Raw genomic sequence first — 14,014 nt, 5'->3', positions numbered from 1 at the left:
TTGATTCAAGCCTGGCGCTGCGGGACTTTGCCCCAGCGCGAGAAGCCGTGTTCGATCACGAACGCCAACACAATGTAGATCAGCGCCACCGCCAGCAGCGGCTCATACACGCGCAGGGTCTGCGCCCGCACCAGGTTGGCGGCCCCCAGCAAGTCAGTGACGGCCACGGTGGAGGCCAGCGCGGTGGCCTTGAGCAGCAGCACCGTCTCGCCCACCAGGGTGGGCTTGACCAGCTCCAGGGCACGGGGCAACCAGACCCGGCGCAGCACCATCATTCGCTTCATGCCATAGGCCCGCGCGGCTTCCAGCTCACCCTTGGGCACGGCCCGCAAGGCGCCGCGCAGCACTTCGCCAACGTAGGCGCCCACACACAAAATCAGCGCCAGGGCCACGTACCAGAAGCCTTCGCGCAGGTATGGCCAGAGAAAACTGCCGCGAATCAGCGGGTAGCTGGCGAACACACTGCCCACGCCGTAGTACAGGATGTAGATCTGCACCAGCAGCGGCGTGCCGCGAAACACGGCGGTGTAGGCGCGCAACGGGCCGCTGATCAGCGGGTTGGACGACAAGCGCCCCAACGCCACCAGCACCGCCAGTGCAAAGCCGAAGATGCCCGACAGCACCAGCAACTTCAGGGTGATGCCGAGGCCGTGCAGCAGCTCGCCGGCAAAACTGTTGATCCAGGAAAAGTCCATCCGCCGTGCTCCTCAGTGCTGTGGCATCCAGCGGTTGATCCGGCGCTCGAACACCCGGAACGCGCCGTTGGAAATCAGCGTGATGACGAAATACACCGCCGCCACCGCCAGGTAGAACACCAGGTAATGCTTGGTGGAGCCCGCCGCCTGCTTGCCCACCGAGAGCAATTCGCTGTAGCCGACGATGCTGATCAATGCGCTGTCCTTGACCAGCACCAGCCACAGGTTCGACAGGCCGGCCATGGCAAACGGCAACATGCTCGGCAGCAGCACCCGGCGCAGCAGCAACCAGCGTTCGATCCCGAAGGCGCGTGCCGCTTCAATCTGCCCCGCCGGAATCGCCTGGATCGCGCCGCGAATAATCTCGGCCGAATACGCTCCCTGCACGATCCCCAGCACCAGCACGGCCGCGGCAAACCCGTTCACCGTGACGCTGTCGCGGCCCATGGCGGCCATGGTGATGTTCAGCAGGTCGGTGCCCGCGTAGTACAGCAGCAGAATCAGCAGCAACTCCGGCACCGCGCGGTACAGCGTGGTGTAGGCGTTGGCCAGGCGTACCAGCCAGCGCGGGCCCTTGAGTTTGATCATGGCCACCAGCAAGCCGATGGCCAGGCCCAGCACAAAGGCTCCGGCGGAGATCTGCAAGGTCACCACCGCGCCCTGGAGCAGGGCGTGAAGCCAGCCGTCGGCGACGAACAGCTGGGAAAGTTCGGACAAAGAAATCATGAGTTTTTCCGCCGGGTGTTACTGCGCAGAGATGTCGACGCTGAAGTAGCGGCTGCGGATTTTGTCGTAGGTGCCGTCGGCCTTCATCGCTGCCAGCGCGCTGTTGAGTTGCTGCTTGAGGGCGTCGTCACCCTTGCGCACCGCCGCACCGATGCCCGAACCGAACAGCGGGTCTTTCGGCGCCAGGCCCTTGTCGGCCAGGCCGCTGCCGCCGGAGGATTTGAGCAGCGGCTCGATGGTCAGCGCGTCGGCCAGCATCACGTCGATGCGCCCGCTTTGCAGGTCGGCGGTCATGTCGTCCTGGGTGGTGTAGTAACGCAGGGTCGAGCCCTTGGCGTAGTAGGCCTTGAGGTAGGTGGCGTTGGAGGTCGAGCCTTGTACGCCGATGACTTTGCCTTTGAGGCCTTCGGGGGTAGTGGTCAGGTCCAGGCTGGCATCGGCCACCCACATGGCCGGCGTCTGATAGTACGGCGCGGTGAAGTCGACGACCTTTTCACGTTCTTCGGTGATGCTCATGGAGTTGAGGATCACGTCGATCTGCTTGGAGGTCAGCGCCGGGATCAGCCCGTCCCAGGACACTTCCTTGAGCGGGCACTGGGCTTGCAGGCGCTCGCACAAGGCCTTGATCAGCTCCGGCTCGAAACCGCTCCAGGCGCCATTGCCGGCTTTCTCGGAGAACGGCGGGTAAGGTTCCAGGGCGATACCGAAGACGATTTTTTCGGCGGCCACGGCGCTGTGGGCGGCGAGCGCGAACAGGCAGCCGGCGGTGAGAGTCTTGATCAGCTTTTGCATGGGATTACCCTGTTTGAGTTGTTTTTGGGGGGCAGTGTTGGAGCGATCAAACGCGATTGTCCTGGGCCATGACGAACTGGCGGCAGCGCTCGCTATCAGGATTCTGGAAGACTTTTTGTGGCGTGCCTTCTTCTTCTACCAAGCCCTGGTGCAGGAACATCACCTTGCTCGACACATCGCGGGCGAAGGCCATTTCGTGGGTGACGAGGATCATGGTGCGACCTTCTTCGGCGATGCCCTGGATGACCTTGAGCACTTCGCCCACCAGCTCCGGGTCGAGGGCCGAGGTGGGTTCATCCATCAGCAGCACCCGGGGGCGCATGGCCAGGGCGCGGGCGATGGCCACGCGCTGTTGCTGGCCGCCGGAGAGAAAGGCGGGGAAGGCATCGCGCTTGTCCGCCAGGCCGACTTTTTCCAGCAGGTGTTCGCCGTGGGCGATGGCGTCCTTGCGGTCTTCGCCGAGCACGTACACCGGCGCTTCGATGACGTTTTCCAGCACGGTGCGGTGGGGCCACAGGTTGAAACTCTGGAACACCATCGACAGCTGGGTACGCAGCCGTGCCACCTGGTCGGGGTCAGCGATTCGCGGGTTGCCGGCGCGGTCTTTTTTCAGTCGCACCTCTTCGCCGTTGATGCGCAGGCTGCCGCTGCACGGGATTTCCAGCAGGTTGATGCAGCGCAGCAGGGTGCTTTTGCCCGAGCCGCTGGAACCGATCAGCGACACCACTTCGCCTTCGTTGGCGCGCAGGGAGATGCCTTTGAGAACGTGGTGTGCGGCGTAGCTCTTGTGCAGAGCGTCGATGGCGACCACCGGGGTGACGGAATTGGGCTGCGCGTGCAAGGGTTATCCCTCTTGTTTTTGTAAGGTAAGCGGCCTCACGGGTGCGCCGTGATGGAGGTCGAGAATAGCTACTGGCCCTTTGAGGTCAATCGAGGATTTTTCGCCCGACCTTGAAATTTAATTCAACTGTCCTGCTGAAAACTTCCCGGTGCTGTGGCTATGTCTGGCGGTGGATAACGGCTATGGTGCGCAAAAATACCCGCCGGTGAAGACCTATGCGCTACCCCTCCATGACCGCCTTGCGGGCGCTGGACGCGGTGGCTCGGCTGGGCAGCGTGTCGGACGCTGCCACCGAGCTGAACCTGACCCCCAGCGCCATCAGCCACCAGATCAAGAGCCTGGAGCAGACGTTGGGTTTTGCCCTGACCGAGCGCACCGGGCGCAGCATTCGCATCACCTGGCAGGGCGAGCGCTATGCCCGGGACATCCACCTGCTGCTGGCGAATATCCTCGAAGCCGGGCAGCGCTTTGACGGCCAGCAGGTCAGCGGGCGCCTGTGCATCAGCAGCCCGGCGGGGTTTGCGACGTATTGGTTGTGCACCCACATCGCGGATTTCCAGGCGCTGTACCCACAGGTGGAATTGCACCTGATTTCCCCTCGTACGCCAGACGACACCAGCGACCAGAACGCCGACCTGTTCGTGGCCTACGGCATGGGCGACTGGCCGAACCAGCATGTGCAGAAGATTGTGTCGTTGCGTTATTTCCCGGTGTGCAGCCCGCGCCTGGTCAACACCATGGGCGGGCTCAAGACCCCGGAAAACCTGGTGGGCGCGCCGTTGCTGCACATGATCGACTACTCCGACTGGCGCGTGTGGCTGGCTGCCGCGGGGGCGCCGAATGTGGATGTGCAGCGCGGCATCGTGTTTGCCGATGCGCATTTTGTGCAGTCGGCGTGCATTGCCAGCCAGGGGATTGCCATGGGCGACAACCTGATCAGCGGCGAGGCATTGGCCAAGGGCTGGCTGGTGCGGCCGTTCGAGACCGAGATCGAGTCCAATCGCGGGTATTACCTGGTGGCCGATCACCAGAAGGTCGAGCGCCCGGTGGTGCAGGCGTTTGGGGAGTGGGTGAAGTTGCAGTTGGGCAGCGGTTTACTCAGTTGAGGGCGTGACCTGTGAATTTTTTTCGGCAGTGGTGGTGAAATTTTTCGATTGTTGCGCCTCCTTGCGCGCCCTATGGTCCCGCACATCGACACAGAACAATAAAAAAGGAGTGAGCAATGACCACCTGTGCCCAGTCACTGGTGCGCCTGCTGGAAGGGTATGGCGTAGACACCGTCTTCGGCATTCCCGGCGTGCACACCGTTGAGCTCTACCGTGGCCTGCACGGCAGCCGCCTGCGCCATATCAGCCCGCGCCATGAGCAGGGCGCCGGCTTCATGGCTGACGGTTACGCCCGGGCCAGCGGCAAGCCCGGCGTGTGTTTCATCATCACCGGCCCGGGCATGACCAACATCCTCACCGCCATGGGCCAGGCCTACGCCGACTCGATCCCGATGCTGGTGATTTCCACCACCAACCGCCGCGAACACCTGCGCCTGGGCCATGGCCACCTGCACGAACTGCCGGACCAGCGCGCGATGGTCGCCGGCGTGTGCGCCTTCAGCCACACCCTGCAATCCCCGGCGCAACTCCCGGAAATCCTCGCCCGGGCCTTTGCGGTTTTCAAATGTGCACGCCCGCGCCCGGTGCACCTGGAAATCCCGCTGGACGTGCTGGACATGCCCGCTGTCGACCTCAACCTGATGCCCCGCAGCTTGCCCGGCGCGCCGGCTCCGGCACCGGCCTCGCTGGCCGCCGCCCTGCGGTTGCTCGACGAAGCACGCCGCCCGTTGATCCTCGCCGGTGGCGGTGCCCGGGACTGCGCCCCGGTGTTGCAACAACTCGCCGAGCGCCTCCAGGCACCGGTGGCGCTGACCACCAATGCCCGTGGCTTGCTGCCGATGAATCACCCGCTGTTGCTGGACGGCGTGCAGTCATCCCGTCATGGCCGTTCGCTGTTTGACGAGGCCGATGTGATCCTCGCGGTGGGCACCGAACTGGGAGAAACCGACTACGATTTCTTCGGCCTCGGCCCGCTGAAATTCAAGGCGCCGCTGATTCGCCTGGACATCGACCCGATGCAAGTCATGGGCGTGCAACGGGCCCATGTCGGCCTGGTGGGCGATGCCCGCGAAGGCTTGCAGGCGCTGCTGGAACAGGTCGCCCCGCAAGCCTCGTCCGGCAGTTGGGCGCAGGATGGCGTACAACGGGTCAACCGGATCGAGCGCGACAGCTGGACTGCCAAGCAACAGGGCCTGCAAGGCTTGCTCGACCTGCTGCGCGACAGCCTGGTGGACCCGTTGATCGTCGGCGATTCAACCCAGCCGGTGTACCAGGGCGCGGTGGGTTACCAGGCGCCGGCCGCCAACAGCTGGTTCAACGCCGGCACCGGCTACGGCACCCTCGGCTACGGCTTGCCGGCGGCCATCGGCGCGAAACTGGCCAGGCCCGAACGCCCGGTGGTGGCGCTGGTGGGCGACGGCGGCATGCAGTTCTCCTGCGCCGAACTGATCGCCGCCCGCGAGGCCGATGTGGGCGTGATCATGGTGCTGTGGAACAACCAGTGCTACGGCGAGATTCGCGACTACATGGAAGCGCGGGAAATACCGCCGCTGGGGGTCGACATCATGACCCCGGACTTTGCTGCCATGGCCCGCAGTTTCCATATCGCCCATCACGCGGTGGATACCCCACAGGCCTTGCACTCCTTGCTGCAGGAGCTGGCCGGCACCCGCCAGCCGGTGATGATCGAACTCGACGCCGCCCGCTACCTGAAAAACGCCTGATCCTCTGAAACACCGCAGATCAACTGTGGGAGCTGGCTTGCCTGCGATGGCGTCACCTCGGTGTTACTGATGTACCGAGTCGTCTGCATCGCGGGCAAGCCCGGCTCCCACAGGTGTGTGATCCCTCCTGGCCCTGACCCACATCAAGGGCCGCGCACAAAAAATCCGCTACAACGAAGCTGGGGCTGACCATGCCCCGGTTATCCGCCTGATGACCCAATAAAAACGATTGCAGACCTGCGTCGAGGGGACCACCCCAGGCCCGGGTTATTAAAGGAATAGTGCGATGATTTTTCCCCTGTCACGTCTGGGCCTTGTGGGGGTGATGCTGTGTCTGTCTCTTCCCCTGCACGCCAACGAAGCCGACCCCACGCTGATCGAACAGGGCAAATACGTTGCCCAACTGGGCGACTGCATCGCCTGCCATACCGCCAAACAGGGCGCGCCAATGGCCGGCGGGCTGGAACTGAGCACGCCGATGGGCACGATTTATTCGAGCAACATCACCCCCGATCGCGACACCGGCATCGGCCAGTACAGCTTCGAGCAGTTCGACCGGGTGATGCGTGAAGGCGTGACGCCGGCGGGGCAGAACCTGTACCCGGCGATGCCGTATCCGTCCTACGCAAAGATGAGCGAAGGTGACATGCGCGCCCTGTTCGCCTACCTGATGCAGGGCGTGGAGGCGGTGAACAAACCGAACCTGGAGGCCGAGATGGGTTTCCCGTTCAACCAGCGCTGGGGCCTGGCGTTGTGGAATTTTGCGTTCCTGGACAAGCAGCCGTTTGCGCCGGACCCGGCCAGGGATGAGGTGGTGAACCGTGGCGCGTATCTGGTCCAGGGCCTGGGGCATTGCGGTTCCTGCCACACACCGCGCGGCATCGCGTTCCAGGAAAAGGCCATGAGCGATGCCGGCCGCAGCGGCCAGCATTACCTGGCCGGGGAGACTGTGGAGCATTGGCGTGCGTTGAGCCTGCGCAACCTATGGACCGTGGACGACACCGTGCAATTGCTCAAGACCGGGCAGAACCGCTTTGCCACGGTCTCCGGCAACATGGCGGATGTGATTCATCACAGCACCCAGCATTTCACCGACGCCGACTTGACGGCTATCGCGACCTATTTGAAATCCCTGCCGCCGGGCAAGGACGACCTGCCGATGCCCGCCGTGGCCCACGAGCCTGCCGCGCCGCCCAAGGACCTGTTTACCAGCCGTGGCGGCCTGGGCTACATGCAGTTTTGCAGTGACTGCCACCGCAGCGACGGCGGCGGGGTAAAGGGCTTGTTCCCGAGGCTGGCGGGCAACCCGGGCGTTGCTTCGAACAACCCGACGTCACTGCTGCATATCACGCTTACCGGCTGGGAAACCGCTGAAACGGCAACCCATCCACGGGTCTACACCATGCCTGGGTTTGCCCGGCTGGCGGACCAGGAAATCGCTGAAATCCTCAGCTTTGTGCGCAGCAGTTGGGGCAACGAAGGCACGCCCATCACGGCTGCCCAGGTGAAGAAAATGCGCGGGCAACTCAACCCGATCACCACCGATTCTTCCGCGTTCGAAACCCCGCGCCTGGCTGAATTGCTGGCGGCGCCGAATGCCGATCAAGTGGTGCGTGGCATGCGCCTGCACTTGCAGACCAAGGAGCTGCTGCCGAACAACGTTGGCAATGCGCTGAACTGCACCAGTTGCCATCTCAACGCAGGCACCGTGGCCGACGGTTCGCCGTTTGTGGGCGTCTCGGCGTTTTTCCCCGGCTATGCGCCGCGCGCGGGCAAGGTGGTGAGCCTGCAAGAGCGGATCAACGGCTGCTTCCGGCGCTCGATGAATGGCACGCCGTTGCCCCCGGAATCGGCGGATATGCAGGCGATGGTGGCGTACTTCGACTGGATGAAAAACAACACTAAACCGCAAGACAAAGTGGCGGGGCGTGGGGTAGGCAAGGTCGACCCGGCGATCAAGCCGGACATGGAGAATGGCAAGCAGGTGTACGCCAAGCAGTGCGCGGTGTGCCATGGCGACAATGGCCAGAGTTTGACACGGGCGGATGGCGAACGGGTGTACCCGCCGCTGTGGGGCGAGCAGTCGTTCAATATCGGGGCGGGGATGGCGCGGCTGTACACGGCGGCGGCGTTCGTCAAGCGCAACATGCCGATCGGGTTCCACGAGAAATTCCCGTTGGGGCAGGGTGGTTTGTCGGATCAGGAGGCGGTGGATGTGGCGGCGTACTTCTCCCAGCAACCTCGCCCGGACTTTCCGGACAAGGTGAAGGACTGGCCTAAGGGCGGTAAGCCGGTGGATGCGCGGTACTAGTTAAGCGTTAACACCGGGACTGTAGCAAAGGTGCTTATTGTGGCGAGGGAGCTTGCTCCCGCTGGGCTGCGCAGCGGCCCCAAAATAGTGGGAGCGCTACGCACTCCAGCGGGAGCAAGCTCCCTCGCCACAGAGGTTTCAATCAGCTTTTAAAAGGTGGTACGCAGACCGACCTGCACACTCCGGCCCGGTGCCGGGGCGATGTCCCGCAGGATCGAGCTGGCATAGCGCACGGTCTGGTTCGTCAGGTTCTCGCCGTTGACAAACGCCAGCCACTGGCTGCCGCCCACATTGAAGCGGTAGCCGGCGCTGGCGCCCAGGGTGGTGTAGCCGTCGGTGCCGCTTTCGTTATCCGGTACCCGGCCTTGACCTGCTGCGTGCTCGACATCGATCCGCGCCTGCCAGCGATCCAGTTCCCACAACAAACCGCTGTTCAAACGCAACGGCGCAATCCGGGGCAACGCTTCACCCGTGTCCAGGTTGGTCGCACGGGTGTAGTCGCCCGACAGCTCCAGCGCGAACTTGCCGTAGGCACCTTCTCCCAGCTTGATGTGGTCCTGGGCTTCAAACCCTGCGAAACGCGCACGCACGCCGGAGTATTTGTACTCGGGGATGCCGCCGGCGTCTTCCTCGCCTTCGTCGTTCAGGGTACGACCGCTGCCCAGCAGGCCGATGTAGTTGGAGAAGTGGCTGTAGAACACTCCGAAGCTGCCCTTGTGGGTGCCGTTGTCAAAGCGCAGTGCCAGGTCGCTGGACACGGCTTTTTCCTTCGACAGGTTGGCGTCGCCCAGTTCATAGGTGCCGGTGGCGACGTGGGCGCCGTTGGCATACAGCTCGTAGAAGGTCGGGGCACGTTCGGTGTAGCCGAGGGTGGCAGCCAGCGACCAGATTGGCGTCAGGGTGTACACCGCGCCGGACGACAGGCTGCCGGCGGTGAAGTCGGCGGATTTGTTGGCATTGGCGAAGCGCGCGTTGCCTTTGCCGTCCGGGTCGACGTTGGTGTGTTCCAGGCGCCCGCCGAGGCTTAGCTTGAGGCGCTCGGTGGCCTGCATTTCTTCGAGGATAAACAGCGCGCCGGCATTGGTGTCGGTCTGCGGCACGAAGGCTTCTTCACCCAGGGCCGAGAATTCATTGCGGCTGACTTGCGCGCCCACCACACCGTTGAACGGCCCGATCGGCAAGTGCCGGGCTTCCACGCGGGCTTCGTAGCCCTTGTTCTTGAAGGTGGTGCCGGTCTCGCCGCCTTCGATTTCCATGTGCTTGTAGTCGGTATAACCGGCGTCGAGTTTGACCGAGGTGAACGGCCCTTGCAGGTTACGGATCTCGGACGCGAAGGCGTAGTGATCCTGCTTCATGCGGATGCGCACATCCTGCTCGGCCGGGGAGCCGTAGTTGCTGTCGTAGTTGCTGTAGGACAGCCCGGCGTAACCGTCGTCCCACGTGTAGGAACCGCCGACCGAACCGCCGTCCTGACGCCCGTTGCTGTTGCCCAGGCGACCGTTCTTGCCTTCACCGTCTTCGCTTTCCGGCGCATGGCGGCTGCGGGCAAAACCGGGGATTTTCAGGTCGTTGAATTTCCGCGCGTTGGCGTCCAGGTGCAAGGCGAAGCTGCCGTTGCCGGCCTCCAGTTTGCCGGCGCTGCTGCGGGTGGTGTCGGCGCCGCCGTAGCGCAATTCACCGGCACCGTGAATACCCTCAATGGCCTCGGTGGGGATGCGGTTGTCGAAGGTGTTCACCACGCCACCGATGGCGCTGCCGCCATACAGCAGGGCGGCCGGGCCGCGCACGATTTCGATGCGGTCGACGTTGACCGGGTCCAGCGGCACCGCGTGGTCATAGGACAGCGACGAAGCGTCCAGCGCGCCGACGCCGTTGCGCAGGATGCGAATGCGGTCGCCGTCCTGGCCACGAATGATCGGCCGGCTGGCACCCGGGCCGAAGTACGAGGATGACACGCCGGGTTGCTTGTTCAGGGTTTCACCCAGGCTGCCTTTTTGTTGCAGGGTCAGGTCTTCGCCTTCCAGCACGGTGGTGGGCGAGGCGAGGGTTTCGCTGCCCAGCGGGTTGCCGGTGATGACTTGGGGTTGCAACTCCAGGGCATTGGCCTGGGAGGTGATCAACAGGGCGGCGGCCAGCGGGGTGAGGCGCCAGAGAGAAGAGAGGGACATCGGTCGTTCCTTGGCAAACGGCAAAAAGAGAAGGCTGAAAACGGTAAGGGATTCGATACCCCTTGATAGTTATCGTTACAATATAACATCACTTTTTTCCCTGCCAAGGGGAACTTTCCCGAAAACCTGCTCGATCATTCCCACTCTGATCGTTCCCACGCTCTGCGTGGGAATGCATCCCGTGACGCTCTGCGTCACCATTGCGCAGGGCAATAAATCGCGTCGACCGCAGGACGCAGAGCGTCCAATTCGGCATTCCCACGCAGAGCGTGGGAACGATCGAATGCGTCTACAGTTAAAGCGGTGCTTCCACCGGCCCGGCCCGTCCGCTAAGGTGCGCGGCTTGGTTTTCTTCTTTTCTGCAAAAGGCCCGGCATGACCGCGACAAACAAAGACCCACTGCACGGCGTCACCCTGGAACAGGTCCTCACCGTACTGGTGGCGCATTACCAATGGGAAGGCCTGGCCGAGCGCATCAACATTCGCTGTTTTTCCAGTGACCCGAGCATCAAGTCGAGCCTGTCGTTCCTGCGCAAGACGCCGTGGGCGCGGGAGAAGGTCGAGGGTTTGTACGTGAAGCTGATGCGCACCAAGCGGCCGGTCGAGGATTGAGGTGAAACGTCACCTTATCGGCCTGGCAGCTCTCGGCGGTTGGGCTGGCCTGGCGCTGCAGCAGTACATCATTTTCTATTTTCGCTGGGTTGATGGCGCGAGCCTGTTGCCGGGCCTGGTGAATTTTTTCAGCTTCTTCACCGTGCTCACCAACACCCTGGTGGCGGTGGTGTTGACCCATGCCTGGGTGCAACGGCCAACGGCAGCGAGGCGGTTTTTCCTCGGGCCGGTGGTCAGCAGCGGCATCGCCGTGAGCATTGTGCTGGTCAGCCTCGCCTACAGCCTGTTGCTGCGGCATATGTGGGCGCCTGCAGGCCTGCAGTTTGTGGCGGACGAGTTGCTGCACGACGTGATGCCGTTGGTGTTTGTGGTGTATTGGTGGTGCTGCGTACCCAAGGGCAGCCTGCGGCTCAAGCACATCGGGCTGTGGGTGATCTACCCGGTGGTGTACTTCGCGTATGCGCTGTTGCGCGGGTATGTGTGGGGGCTGTATCAGTACCCGTTCATTGACGTGGACACGTTGGGTTATCCACAGGTGTTTATCAATGCCGGGGGGATTCTGGCGGGGTTCGTGCTGGTGGCGCTGGCAGTGGTGGGGCTGGACAGGCTTGCCAGCCGCCACCGCTGAGTTCTATTCCTCGCTGGCGTCGGCGCGCCAGTAGCCCACGGCCTTGAGGGACGCCTCATTCACCTTGTGCTGATCCAGCAACACCCGCCGTACCTGGCGCGACAGTTTGGCCTCGGTGGCGACAAAGCTGTACAGCGAACCGCCCGGCAAAGTGAGATTTTTCACCGTTTCAAGCAGGTCGTCCTGGCCACGTACCACCCAGATCACTTCAACCTCGGCAGCGCTGTGCAGCGGCTGCTGTTCCGCCGTATTTTCGATCTCGATGACCGCCAATACCTTGCGCCCCGCCGGTAATTCCTCGGCGCGCCGGGCGATGGCCGGGATGGCGGTTTCATCGCCGATCAGCAGGTAGCTGTCGAAGATATCCGGCACGATCAGCGAACCCCGTGGCCCACCGATATGCAGGTGCTGGCCGACCTTGGCCTGTTCGGCCCAGGTGGACGCAGGGCCATCGCCGTGCAGCACGAAATCGATCTCCAGTTCGCCAATCTCCAGGTCAAAACGCCGTGGCGTGTAGTCGCGCATGGCGGGTGCAGGGCCGTCGCCCTGGAGGCTGAAGTTCGGGTCGTCCAGCGCCGCTTGCTCGGCGGCGTTCTGCGGGAACAGCAGCTTGATATGGTCGTCGGCACCCAGGCTCACAAACCCGGCCAGTTGCGGCCCGCCAACGGTGATACGGCGCATGCGCGGGGTGATATCCACCACCTTCAGTACTTCCAGGCGGCGGCGTTTGATCTCGTGCATGACGCGGTGGATTTCGAGTTTATTCGGTTCAGTCATTGGGCTTGCTCCGGTACAGGTTGAACAGCCGGACCGTCGACGATGGCCTGGGCCGTGGTGTTGAGCAGGGCGGCAACCCGGACGATTTCTTCCGGGCTCCAGCGTCCGTGGTGAAGCTGCAAGGCATGGCGCAGGTTGTGCACCGCCTCGTGAATTTCCGGCGGGCGGTCATGGCCACGCAGGGAGCGCTTGCTGACGTCGATACGCATGCGCACGCCTTCCAGGGCAATTGCTTGCTCACTTAAGGAAAGACGTCCGGCGTCGGTGATTGTGTAGCGTTTTTTTCCGCCTTCGGCGTCGCCGCTGATCATTTCGCTTTCTTCAAGGAAGGTCAGGGTCGGGTAGATCACGCCGGGGCTGGGGCTGTAGGCGCCGTCGAACAGGCCTTCGATCTGGCGGATCAGGTCGTAGCCGTGGCATGGCTGTTCGGCGATCAGCGCCAACAGCAGCAGTTTCAGGTCGCCGGGGGCGAATACCCGCGGGCCGCGGCCGCCGCGTTCGCGGCCCGGGCGTTTCTCGAAGCCGTCGCGGCCCTCGCGGTGGGTATGATGGTCTCTCATATCCAGGTGCTCTCTCTCTTGGTTTAGATACAACTTAAGATATATCTTTACGAGCGAGCAACCTGACCAGACGAACGGTCATCCCACCTGAACGTTTGCTCGCCTCCCTCCCGAAGCCGATTCAGTCGGCCTATTCCTCAACCCGTTAGTTGGTTTTTATAAGTAATGACTATTGTTTTTTATAAGGTGTAATCCTATTCTTACAGACTTCCCGCTTACAAATAATTCTCATTAAATTGCATGTAGTCTAGTTCTTACAGACTATTTTTTAGTTTTGGCAAAGTGCCATAATTTTCCTATGTGTCTTGGTATGACAAAGCTACACACGTCAGCGAATCGGACGGCTTTTTTATTAAATATCGCCATGGATAATTGCCCGGCGTCGAACGAGTGACAGAAATGCAATGCAAGTAGTTGGAAAAACCAATACTTCAAATGGCTTTCTGGAAAGCGTTAAACGCTTAACAAGTCCTGCGTGCAACTGCGACAGGATACCGTTGTGATATTTAATATTATGTGAGCGTCTGCAAATGAATTCTAAAGTGAAAACTGCGCTGTTAACTCTCGGCCTGCTGGCAGGTTCGATCTCTGTTGCCAATGCTGCGGATGGAACGGTTACGTTTTTGGGGTCTGTGCACTCGGGTGCTTGCTCTATCAAACCTGAATCCGTAGATCAGAGCGTTCCCCTCGGTGCGATCGCAAAGCATCAGCTGGAATCTGGCGGCAAGTCGACAGCCCGGAGCTTTTACATTGAGCTTGAAGGCTGCGATCTGTCCAGCCTCACCGATAAGACGGTGACCACTGCCTTCACTGGCGCGCCGTCGAGCATTGTTCCTGGCGCGCTCGGCACTGTCGGTGACGCGGGCGGCATCGGCATCATGATGACCCACGGCGGCCGACCTGTCGTGCTGGGCACCCCTACGACCCCGCAAGTCATTTCCGAGGGTAGTAACACGCTGGAGTTCGGTGCCTTCGTACAAGGCCAGGCCACCGGCGCAATCGTTCCCGGTGTGTTCAGCGGGGTCACGAATTTCACCTTGGCTTATCAGTAAGTTTTTCCCCCGCCACTTCAGG

13 protein-coding genes are annotated in these 14,014 nt (G+C 62.3%); 6 read left to right on the top strand and 7 right to left on the bottom strand.

The genetic code is table 11. The features are described from left to right. Positions 1-5 precede the first annotated feature (5 nt). The 4 genes from JFV30_RS23230 to JFV30_RS23215 are packed head-to-tail and all read right to left on the bottom strand — an operon-like array spanning position 6 to position 3,054. A complete protein-coding gene (locus tag JFV30_RS23230; RefSeq protein ID WP_010170308.1) occupies positions 6-695 on the bottom strand; it encodes an ABC transporter permease in 690 nt (229 codons plus the stop codon). A 12-nt stretch (positions 696-707) separates the two neighbouring features. After that, entirely contained in the window at positions 708-1,421 is a 714-nt protein-coding gene (locus JFV30_RS23225) for an ABC transporter permease (protein WP_010170306.1), read from the bottom strand. Between the two features lie 18 nt (positions 1,422-1,439). After that, complete coding sequence (locus JFV30_RS23220) at positions 1,440-2,213, bottom strand: transporter substrate-binding domain-containing protein (RefSeq protein ID WP_010170304.1); 774 nt, start codon at positions 2,211-2,213, stop codon at positions 1,440-1,442. Between the two features lie 46 nt (positions 2,214-2,259). Next, positions 2,260-3,054, bottom strand: coding sequence for an ABC transporter ATP-binding protein (locus JFV30_RS23215; RefSeq protein ID WP_010170302.1), 795 nt, complete (start codon positions 3,052-3,054; stop codon positions 2,260-2,262). Positions 3,055-3,269: 215 nt separating this feature from the next. On the opposite strand from JFV30_RS23215, the gene JFV30_RS23210 reads away from it, so the two are divergent. The 3 genes from JFV30_RS23210 to JFV30_RS23200 all read left to right on the top strand — a co-directional run bounded on the left by JFV30_RS23210 (position 3,270) and on the right by JFV30_RS23200 (position 8,195). Continuing rightward, positions 3,270-4,160, top strand: coding sequence for a LysR substrate-binding domain-containing protein (locus JFV30_RS23210; RefSeq protein ID WP_010170300.1), 891 nt, complete (start codon positions 3,270-3,272; stop codon positions 4,158-4,160). Positions 4,161-4,276: 116 nt separating this feature from the next. Then, on the top strand, positions 4,277-5,884 hold the full coding sequence (locus JFV30_RS23205; RefSeq protein ID WP_201125290.1) for a 5-guanidino-2-oxopentanoate decarboxylase: 1,608 nt from the start codon (positions 4,277-4,279) through the stop codon (positions 5,882-5,884). Between the two features lie 286 nt (positions 5,885-6,170). Then, positions 6,171-8,195, top strand: a complete 2,025-nt coding sequence (locus JFV30_RS23200) for a c-type cytochrome (RefSeq protein ID WP_201125289.1) — start codon at positions 6,171-6,173, stop codon at positions 8,193-8,195. Between the two features lie 149 nt (positions 8,196-8,344). Here the strand turns inward: JFV30_RS23200 and JFV30_RS23195 are convergent, their stop codons facing one another. Beyond that, positions 8,345-10,363, bottom strand: a complete 2,019-nt coding sequence (locus tag JFV30_RS23195) for a TonB-dependent receptor (protein WP_201125288.1) — start codon at positions 10,361-10,363, stop codon at positions 8,345-8,347. Between the two features lie 375 nt (positions 10,364-10,738). Here JFV30_RS23195 and JFV30_RS23190 point away from each other — a divergent pair, with 375 nt between their 5' ends. Beyond that, positions 10,739-10,975, top strand: coding sequence for a VF530 family protein (locus JFV30_RS23190; protein ID WP_201125287.1), 237 nt, complete (start codon positions 10,739-10,741; stop codon positions 10,973-10,975). A 1-nt stretch (position 10,976) separates the two neighbouring features. Then, a complete protein-coding gene (locus JFV30_RS23185; protein ID WP_201125286.1) occupies positions 10,977-11,603 on the top strand; it encodes a Pr6Pr family membrane protein in 627 nt (208 codons plus the stop codon). A gap of 3 nt (positions 11,604-11,606) precedes the next feature. On the opposite strand, the gene JFV30_RS23180 is transcribed toward JFV30_RS23185, so the two are convergent. Together JFV30_RS23180 and JFV30_RS23175 are read right to left on the bottom strand one after the other, a co-directional pair. Next, entirely contained in the window at positions 11,607-12,380 is a 774-nt protein-coding gene (locus tag JFV30_RS23180) for a siderophore-interacting protein (RefSeq protein ID WP_010170287.1), read from the bottom strand. Further along, positions 12,377-12,940, bottom strand: coding sequence for a PadR family transcriptional regulator (locus tag JFV30_RS23175; RefSeq protein ID WP_201125285.1), 564 nt, complete (start codon positions 12,938-12,940; stop codon positions 12,377-12,379). The genes JFV30_RS23180 and JFV30_RS23175 overlap by 4 nt, the downstream gene beginning before the upstream one ends. Before the next feature lie 530 nt (positions 12,941-13,470). Between JFV30_RS23175 and JFV30_RS23170 the strand changes: the two genes are divergently transcribed. Continuing rightward, complete coding sequence (locus tag JFV30_RS23170; protein WP_201125284.1) at positions 13,471-13,992, top strand: fimbrial protein; 522 nt, start codon at positions 13,471-13,473, stop codon at positions 13,990-13,992. Positions 13,993-14,014 lie beyond the last annotated feature (22 nt).

Origin of the sequence: Pseudomonas sp. TH32, assembly GCF_016650855.1 — a bacterium.
Lineage (GTDB): Bacteria > Pseudomonadota > Gammaproteobacteria > Pseudomonadales > Pseudomonadaceae > Aquipseudomonas.
The sequence above is the reverse complement of the archived record's forward strand: the minus strand, read 5'-3'. Positions and strand labels throughout refer to the sequence as shown.